The following is a 9023-nucleotide window of genomic DNA, read 5'->3' as shown; positions in this document are numbered from 1 at the left end:
TTGGCCTCATCGAACGGCCGCCTGACGTCGTCCTCGGTGAAGTCGGTGCCGAACTTGGCGTTGAACTTCTCGATCAGCTCCGACAGTAGCGACTTATCGGCCTCTGCAGCCCCGCCCGCGCCCTCGCCGAACCCCTTGAGTTCTGCCGGGCCTTCGGCAGTGAGCGACTTGTCGTGCTCGCCTGACTTCTCCACCCGCAGATGGCTGAGGTCGATCTCGCCTATGTCGACGCCGCCGTCGGCGCGGCGCGGGAGCCGGTTGAGGAGGTAGCGGCCGTAAAGGTGGAGCCGTTCCAGCTCGGCGTCCCGGTACGGCACGATCTGGGCAAGGAACCCGTACTTGCGAACGTAGTCGTTGAGGTCGGCGCGGAAGTCCTCGGCCGTCTCCACGTCGTCGTCCTCCTCGCTCTCAAGGAGCGGCGTGAACCGGGCGACGGCGGGGGACAGCAACCGGTACAGCTCGGCATGCAGCTTCTCCCACTTGGCCTGCGAACCGGCCGCCTTCTCCTTCGCGGCGAAGTACGCGGCGGCGAACTCGTCCATCTCCGGCTCGGAGATGATCGGCGCCGACATGACACGGCTCTGCGCGGTGTAGAGCAGGTTCGGGTCGGAGGGGAGAGTCATCGCCTCCTCGAAGTAGGGGCGGAACGCGTCCTGTATGTCCTGGGCGTCGTTGGTGAAGTCCAGGACCGCGAGGTCGGCCTGGGACTTGCGATCCGCGGTGCGGTTGAGCCGGGAGAGTGTCTGCACGGCGGCGATGCCGGTCAGCGTCTTGTTGACGTACATGGTCGTCAGGAGTGGCTGGTCGAAGCCGGTCTGGTACTTCTCCGCGACCACCAGGATCTTGTACTCCTGCTGCCCGCGCCCACCGGCCGCCACGGCCTTGTCGTCGGCACGGGTGTACGCGAACGCCTTCGGCAGAGCGCTCTCGGCGATCCCGCCGTTCTCCTTCGGCTCGGTCGTCTCCTCGTCGTCGATGGTGAGCGAGCCGGAGAACGCGACCAGAACGCCCAGGTCCGGGTACTCGGTGTCGTACTCCCGGTCCTTGATGTAACTCTTGATCGCCCGTGCCATCTGTACGGCGGAGTGACGCGAGGCCGTCACCACCATGGACTTGGCGCGCCCGCCGAGCCGACCGCGGGAGTGCGCGAGGAAGTGCTCGACGATCACCTGGGCGTGCTGCGAGACCGTGTGCTCGTGGGTCAGCGCGTACCGGGCGAGCAGGCCGTTGGCCTTGGACGGGTCGACCTCACGCTCGTCCGGGTTCTGGTTTACAAGCTTCCAGTACGTGTTGTACGTAACGTAGTTGCGCAGCGGGTCGAGGATGAATCCTTCCTCGACGGCCTGACGCATGGAGTACGTGTGGAAGGGGCGGTAGACGGCCTTGCCGTCCACGGTGTGTTCCGTGCCGAAGAGTTCGAGGGTCTTGGCCTTCGGAGTAGCTGTGAACGCGAAGTAGGAGAGGTTCGCGGCCTGCGAGCGCTCTGAGGCCTTCTTCTTCAGCTTCTCGTCGACCGTGACGGTGGTCGCGCCTTGGTCCCCCGAGTCGGAGTCCAGGCCGAGGTCACGAAGCGCTGCGCGTACAGCGGTGGCGGCGTCGCCGGACTGCGAGGAGTGCGCCTCGTCGACGACGATCGCGAAGCTGGTGCCCTTGATCTCGGTCGGGTTGCGCTGGATGTAGTCCAACAGCGCCGGGAACGAGTGCAGGGTGACCGTGACGATCTTGCCGGTGTCGCGCGACAGGGCGCGGGCGAGCTGCTCGCTCTTTGACCCGTGCTTCTCGTCGACCTTCACGACCAGTCCCTCGGTCTGCGAGAAGCTGCCGACGGTTTCGCGGAGTTGGGCATCCAGATTGCGACGGTCGGTGATGACGATGACCTTGTCGAAGACGGGCGCACCCGGCGTGACACGGCCCTGCTTCACGGCTTCCGGGTCAAGTACGCGCGGGTCGTTGTCGGCGTGCAGATCACTGAGGCGGTGAGCAAGCCAGCCGATCGTGTTCGACTTCCCGGAACCGGCCGATGCCATGACGAGGTAGTTCTGGCCGACGCCGTAGGTTGCGGCGTGCGCGGTCAGCTTCTTCACGACGTCCCACTGGTGGAAGCGCGGGAAGATCGTCGACTTGGTGGTGCCGCCGCCGGGCGTCTTGGTCTTCTGCTGGTGCACGTACCGCTGGAGCAGGTCGAGCCAGTTGTCGCGGGCCCAGACCTGCTCCCACAGGTAGGAGCTGGCGTACGTGCCATACGCGGTCGGGTCGGGGTTGCCCGCGCCGCCGGGCTGGCCGGCGCCGTTGGAGCCGGTGTTGAAGGGGAGGAAGCGGGTGTTCTTGCCCCGGAGTTGGGTCGCCACGAAGACGAAGTCCGGGTCGACGGCGAAGTTCGCGATGACGCGGCGGGTGAAGATCAGCTCGGTGGGATCGCGGTCGGTGCGGTACTGCTCCTTGGCCTGCTCGACGCCCTGCCGGGTAAGCGGGTTCTTCAACTCGGCCGTGGCGACGGGGATTCCGTTGAGGAAGAGTGTCAGGTCGAGCTCGTTGCCCCAGTCAGCCTGCTTGGTGGCGTAACGGAGTTCGCGTACGACAGTGAGGCGGTTCGCACGGTAGCCGTCGAGGACGGAGTCGTCGGCGACGAGATTCGGCTTGAAGTAGGCGACGCGGAGCCGGACGCCCCGGTCCTTGACGCCGTTACGGAGGACGTTGAGCAGGCCGTCCTCGCTGATCGCCTTGTCCAGACGCCGAGCGAAGCCGTGTTGGGCATCGTTGACGTTGTTGCCGTAGACGGCGAGCAGTTCGTTCCACTCGCTGATCTGCGTCTTGCCGAGGAAAGTGAACAGCTCGTTGGTGTCCAGCCCGAGGCCGGCCTGATAGTCCTCGGGCCGCGCCTCCCGCCAGCCGCGCTCGGTCATCGCGGCGATGATGGCATCCCCGAACGCGGACTCGTCGTGGATGGGGCTCATGCCTGGACTCCGTCCGTTACGTTGCGGCCGCTGGCGGTGGAGACGTCGAATTGGCCAGTCACTGCGGCGGTGATGAGGGCTTGGCGGCGTTCGGCGATTAGTTGCTGCATCTGGGTGCGAGCAGCACACAGGGCTCGGGTAGACCTGACCTCTGTGTCAATGTGGCGCAGCGCAACAGCCTGACGCTGCAGATCGCACCATATGACAGGGATGGAGCCGATATCCCTCATGTTCAGGTGTGGATGCAATGAGCCCTGCGTAGTGACGTCAAAGAACTGGCTGACGCGGCTGGACAAGAGTGCCCACGTGAGGTATTCAGCTTCGATATCGCTTGAGTTCGGGGATACAAGGACCATGCGTTGCCCGATCGCGATGTGCGGATCGGAGGTACGGTACATGGCGATCTCGCCCACAGGCGCCTCGCGGCTGAGTAGTACGTCGCCCGGTCGAGGTCGGCGACGACGAGTCCACTCACGGTAGGCATTGACGTCTGTTTCATAAAGGGCGTCGTGATTAAGGAGTCCATTTCGCACGGCAGACGTGCCGACGATCCAGTATCCGCCGCCGGGTACGTGAGGTGCTGTTTTGTGTTCGGTATCGACGAGGGACGCCAGATACTTGAGCGGGATAATGCGATCAGCTGCTGCCGACAGTTCGTCGTCAATGACTCCCGTGATGCGCTTTTCCAGCAGTGAGACCGAGTTTTGAAGCATGGTTGAAAGCCGGTCAATACGGGAGGTCTCGGCATCGAGAAAGTCGGCGATGCGGCGCTGCTCCCCCTCGCCGGGGGCACGTATTGGGATGTTGGCGTAGCGATCGGCGTTGAAATTCTGGATGGTGGACGAGACGGCTTCCGCATGCACGATTCCTTGAAAGAGTGCTGATTGCGTGACGTACTGCAGGAAGCGTGGATCGATGTTGTCTTTCGGGCGGAAGCGAACCAGAAATCCAGCGAAGGTTTGGCTATCTGCCTCCGCTGGGGCGAGGAAGGAGCGTCCCAAAGTGCCGCTGCGCGACAACAGGACGTCGCCTTGACGCAATTGATGGCGAGCCTCAAGTGTTGTTTCGACGTAAACTGCAGTGTCTGCTGGCTTGAGCATACCGCTGCTGGTGATGTCGGAGGTCCGGATGAGCCTGATTCCAGAAGTGGTGTAACTGTCGGAAGGGATGTTCAGCCCATACTGGCCGGAGTCGACACACAGATATTTCAGCCGAGTATTTTCCCAGGTCATTCCGTAACCTCCCCTAGCAGAATCTGAATCTCCGCTTCCAATGCCTTCAACTCCGCGTCGATCTCCGCCAGCGGCCGTGGCGGCTCGTACACGTAGAAGTGCCGCGTGAACGGAATTTCGTACCCGATCTTCGTCTTCGCGTGGTCGATCCACGCGTCCGGCACGTGCGGGTGCACCTCGCGCTTCACGTACTCCTCGACGTCCTCGCCCAGAGGGACGTTCTCGTAGTCCCGCAACTCTGTATCCGGCTCCGGCTGGTCCTTGATCGTCTGGACCTCGCCCTCCAGGTCCCGTACGCCCACCGTGTCCCGCAGCGCCTTTGTGAACGGTGCACCGGTCGGGCCCTGCACGCCGGCTTCCGCCATCGCGTTCCGCACCGACACCTGCGCCTCGGACTTGGTCGCCCAGGTCGACCCCATCAGCGGGCTCAGCGCGTCCGCGAGCAGCTTCGTCTCAACCGCCGCCAGCTCCCGGAACTGCGCTTCCTCCTCGTCCGTCAGCTTCCGGCGTGCCCTCGCCTTCGCCGCCAGCTCCGGCTCGCGCGGCAGGAACCGCTCCTCCGCCCACTTCTGTACCGGCTTCGATGCCAGCAGCGCTGCCAGCGTCTCCTCCGTCAGCTCGAACCGCAGCTTCAACGGCCGTTCCACCGTGATCCGCTGGTAACCGAACGCCGAGTTGTCGAAGACCCTCACCTTGCCGTGCAGCGGGTGTTCCGCGTCCGCCGTAGCCGCCACCGCGTCCCCGTACAAGCGGGTGATGTCGGCGATGTGGTTGGGCTTGCCGTTCGTGCCATCGCCCAGCTCCTTGCGCTTGTCACCCAGAGACTTGCGCATCTTCACCCACTGGTCGCGCGCATCCAGCAGCACGACCTTGCCCTTGTGCTGGGCATCCTTCCGGTTGGTCAGGATCCAGAAGTACGTGGAGATGCCCGTGTTGTAGAAGAGCTGGTCCGGCAGCGCGACGATCGCCTCAAGCCAGTCGTTCTCCAGGATCCAGCGGCGGATCTCCGACTCGCCCGACCCCGCCGCGCCCGAGAACAGCGGCGAACCGTTGAAGACGATCGCGATACGCGAGCCGCCGCCACCGTTCACATCCACCGGCTTCATCTTCGAGATCATGTGCTGGAGGAAGAGGAGCGAGCCGTCGTTGATGCGGGGCAGGCCCGCGCCGAAGCGGCCGGAGTCGCCGAGGTTCTTGTACTCGTACTCGACGTCCTCCTTGACCTTCTTCCACTCCACGCCGAACGGCGGGTTGGCCAGCAGGTAGTCGAACTTCTCCCGCGCGTGACCGTCGTCCGAGAAGGAGTTGCCGAAGGCGATGTTCTCCGGGTCCTGCTCCTTGATCATCAGGTCGGACCGGCAGATCGCCCAGGATTCCGGGTTGAGCTCCTGCCCGTACACCTCCACCGTGGCGTCCGGGTTCAGGGCCTTGATGTGTTCCTCGGCCGCGCTGAGCATGCCACCCGTACCGCAGGCCGGGTCCATGACCGTGCGGACGACGCCAGGCAGGCTCAGCGCGTCGCCGTCCGGGGCGATCAGCAGGTTCACCATCAGCTTGATGACTTCGCGCGGGGTGAAGTGCTCACCCGCGGTCTCGTTCGACTGCTCGGAGAAGCGACGGATCAGCTCCTCGAAGATGTAGCCCATGTTGTGGTTGGGCACGATCTCGGGGCGCAGGTCAAGGTCGGTGAACTTGCCCATGACCTGGTAGAGCAGGTTCGCGCTGTCGAGCTTCCTGACCTGCTGGTTGAACTCGTACTTCTCCAGGACCTCGCGGGCGTTGTCCGAGAAGGAACCGACGTACCGCTGAAGGTTCGCCGCCGCGCCCAGCGGGTCGCCGACGATCTTCTTCAGGGTCAGGTCGCTCTTGTTGTAGAACGAGTGGCCCGAGGCCCGTCGCAGGAAGTGGTCCGTGTCGATGTCCTGGCCCTCGAAACGGGCTGCGGTCTCGGCGACCTTCTCGCGCGTCGGCTCCAGGACGCACTCCAGGCGGCGCAGCACCGTGAACGGAAGGATGACCTTTCCGTAGTCGGACTGCTTGTAATCGCCGCGCAGAAGGTCGGCGACGGACCAGGCGTGGTTCGCCAGCTCCGTGTGCTTACTGCTGTTCAAGGGATTCCCCGGTTTCCTTTCGGACCCGCCCACCCCAACCGGAGCGGATTCGGACAAGTGTGATGGATACGTGAAGGTGGTGGTGTCGTTCAGGCCGAATCGACGGGGGTGTGATCGGCCGACGACGGGACCAGCCCGCCCCCCGTCAGCCCGGCCGTCAGCAGCCGCGCCGTCTGCTCGGCCAGCTCCGTCGCGCGACGTGCCTCCGCCCTCAGCTCGTGGACGCGGCGGAATGCCTCCCCGTAACGGCGCTGCTCCTCCAACGGCAGGAGCGGTACGCGCAGCCGCCCCGGACTGACGTGCAGGACCGTGCTGCCCGTCGACGCTCCGGCGATGTTCTCCTCCGCGCCCAGGAAGCCCGCGAGGAACCACGGGTCGAGCCGCGCGGGATCGGGGCGGAAGAGGTGGATCTGCGGGCCGAGCAGTGCCCCCTCGTCCGGCTTGCCCGCCACCCGGACCATCGGCCCGCTGCCGCCCGCGACCGACCGTACGAGCACATCGCCGGCAGCGATCACCGGGGCGGAGTCCGCGCGCAGCTCGGACGGGTCACCGGTCGGGCCCGTGCCGCGCGCGATGTCCGCGCCCGTCAGGACGGCGGCGGCCGTCGGCACGGCGGATGCGCCCTGCCGCTCCCTCGCGTCGGGTGCCGTGCGCAGCAGCGTGAGCGCGCCGCCTCGTGCCAGGTCGGACGCCGTCGCGGTACGCCACTCGCGTACCGCCGCCCCGGCCGCCTGCCAGTCGGCGTGGCCAGCCGCCTTGCCCAGAGACTTGGCGGAGGCGATGAGACGGCGGCGGCTGTCGTCCGCTTCCCGCTCCAGCTCCGCCGGTTCGATGTCGGTGCGGGAGACGCGCACGTACCGGGCGGGGGAGAGGTCGACGAGGTCGCCGATGAGGTCGACCACCGGGACCGCGCGTGCGATGCCGGGCTCGTCGGTGTACTCGTCCGGGGCGTCCGTGAACGCGGCCCACGCCGTGAGCACCCGGTCCGTAAGCGCCGGCCAGTCCAAGGAAGCGCGACTGCCGCCCCGCGTGCCCGAGCGGGTCCCGGCCCCGCGGGAACCGGCCCCGGCGGCGTCCCCGGGCCGCCCCGGGCCCGGCGCCTCGGACGTGTCGACGAACAGCACGGACTTCCGTTCCGGGCCGCTCGGCTCGGGCCGTTGCAGGACCCAGATCTGGAGGCCCACATGCAACGGAGCCGCCGCTCCGGCCGGCAGGGCGATGACTGCCCGCAGGGCACCGCTGCGTACAAACTCCATCCGTACGCGGCGCCCGGAGGCGCGCGATGCGGTGGCCGGCGGAAGGATCAGGACGGCGTAGCCGCCCGGCACCAGGTGCGCGAGCGCGTGCTGGACCCAGGCCAGCTCGGACTCGGCGCGCGGCGGCACACCGTAGGCCCAGCGCGGGTCGTAGGCCAGTTCGTCGTGGCCCCAGTCGCGGTCGCCGTAGGGCGGGTTGCACAGTACGGCGTCGGCGGCGAGCTGCGGGAACGTGTCGGAGCGCAGGCTGTCGCCGGTACGCACCGTGACCGCCGCATCCGGTGCGGCCAGCGTCAGGCTCACCGCGCTGCGCTGGGCCTGCACCGGAACACTGTCCTGGCCGTACAGCTCCGTCGCGCCGCGCCGGGCGGCCGCCGCGAGCAGGGTGCCGCTGCCGCAGGCCGGGTCGAGGACGCGGGTGATCGGGCCGGGGACGAGCCGGGCCACGAGATCCGTGAGGGGGGCGGGGGTCTGGTAGGTGCCACTGGCCGCGCTCTCCTCCAGCTCCCGTTCGGCCAGCACGCTCAGCGTGGCCTCGCCGCCCTCGTCGCGTACGCACAGGACCAGCGCCCGTAGCGTCGCAGCGTCACCGCCCGAGGCGTTGATGGACTCCGTCGCCGGGATCGTGTCCGCGAGGTGTGCAGCCGCGTCGTCCGCGTGGGCGACGAGGTCGGCGTCCGGCAGCCCGGCCAGCGCTGTCAGCTCGTCCTGCGTGTGACGCGCGGCGGCGAGGACGAGCGGGAGGAACCGGCCGGCCATGCGGCTGCCCTGCGGGCGCAGGCGCAACGCGGTGCGTAGCTCCTCCAGCGAGCTGACCGCCGCTGTGTGGCCTCGTGCGTCCAGCCAGGCCCGTACGTCCAGCAGGTCGTACAGCGGGCTGCTCTCGTTGCCTCCGGACGGGGCCGGGAAGTCGTCGTGCCGACGGCGCCAGTTGCTGACGGTGGCGCGCGTGACTCCCGCGATGCGTGAGATCTCGGCGGCTGTCACCTGTGCGGATGGCTGGGGCATGGCGGGAGTCCTGGGCCTCTCGATAGTGAGCTGTTAACAACCTACACCGGGCGTCAAATCCGTCGAGGCGTTTGACAGTGCTTTCACGGTGATGCTTATCTGGCATCGCTTCCAGTTCGCAGTCGCCGTCCGGGCAGCACACCTCTGTGGCCTGTCTCATGTCGATCCCTTGGGGGGAACAGCCGTGCGCATCACCATGCCGACCGCCGTGGTCGAGGGAACCCAGCTCACTGTCATGCCGTTCCGTGCGGACGCCGTGATCGGCACCATGTCCGTGCCGACCCTCGTCCAGCTCGTACCCTCGCCCCGCCGCGAAGAGGACACGAAGACGCTCAAGGCCGCGTCCGGTGCCGTACGACGCCACGCCGAACTGCGCTCGCTGGTGCAGCGGGCATCTCCTGCTCGGCCCCGACCGGATGCCGGGAGCGCAGGACGAATCGGGCCCCGCCGGGCAGTTGCCCG

Annotated in this window: 4 protein-coding genes and 1 pseudogene; 1 reads left to right on the top strand and 4 read right to left on the bottom strand. The window is 67.0% G+C overall.

Annotated elements, in window-relative coordinates; all coding sequences use genetic code 11:
- The 4 genes from ABTZ94_RS33980 to ABTZ94_RS33965 form a co-directional block, all read right to left on the bottom strand.
- A partial coding sequence (locus ABTZ94_RS33980) for a type I restriction endonuclease subunit R (RefSeq protein WP_351206731.1) occupies positions 1-2954 on the bottom strand: 2954 nt, incomplete at its 3' end.
- Positions 2951-4186, bottom strand: a complete 1236-nt coding sequence (locus ABTZ94_RS33975) for a restriction endonuclease subunit S (RefSeq protein ID WP_351206729.1) — start codon at positions 4184-4186, stop codon at positions 2951-2953. The genes ABTZ94_RS33975 and ABTZ94_RS33980, both read right to left, overlap by 4 nt.
- Positions 4183-6297, bottom strand: coding sequence for a type I restriction-modification system subunit M (locus ABTZ94_RS33970; RefSeq protein ID WP_351206727.1), 2115 nt, complete (start codon positions 6295-6297; stop codon positions 4183-4185). Before ABTZ94_RS33970 ends, ABTZ94_RS33975 begins: the two co-directional genes overlap by 4 nt.
- A gap of 89 nt (positions 6298-6386) precedes the next feature.
- A complete protein-coding gene (locus tag ABTZ94_RS33965; protein ID WP_351206725.1) occupies positions 6387-8561 on the bottom strand; it encodes an N-6 DNA methylase in 2175 nt (724 codons plus the stop codon).
- A 184-nt stretch (positions 8562-8745) separates the two neighbouring features.
- On the opposite strand from ABTZ94_RS33965, the pseudogene ABTZ94_RS33960 reads away from it, so the two are divergent.
- Positions 8746-9023 (top strand): annotated as a pseudogene (locus ABTZ94_RS33960) (hypothetical protein); the annotation flags it as partial.

Origin of the sequence: Streptomyces sp. NPDC002785 (assembly GCF_040295565.1) — a bacterium.
In the GTDB taxonomy this organism is placed as follows: domain Bacteria; phylum Actinomycetota; class Actinomycetes; order Streptomycetales; family Streptomycetaceae; genus Streptomyces.
The sequence above is the reverse complement of the archived record's forward strand: the minus strand, read 5'-3'. Positions and strand labels throughout refer to the sequence as shown.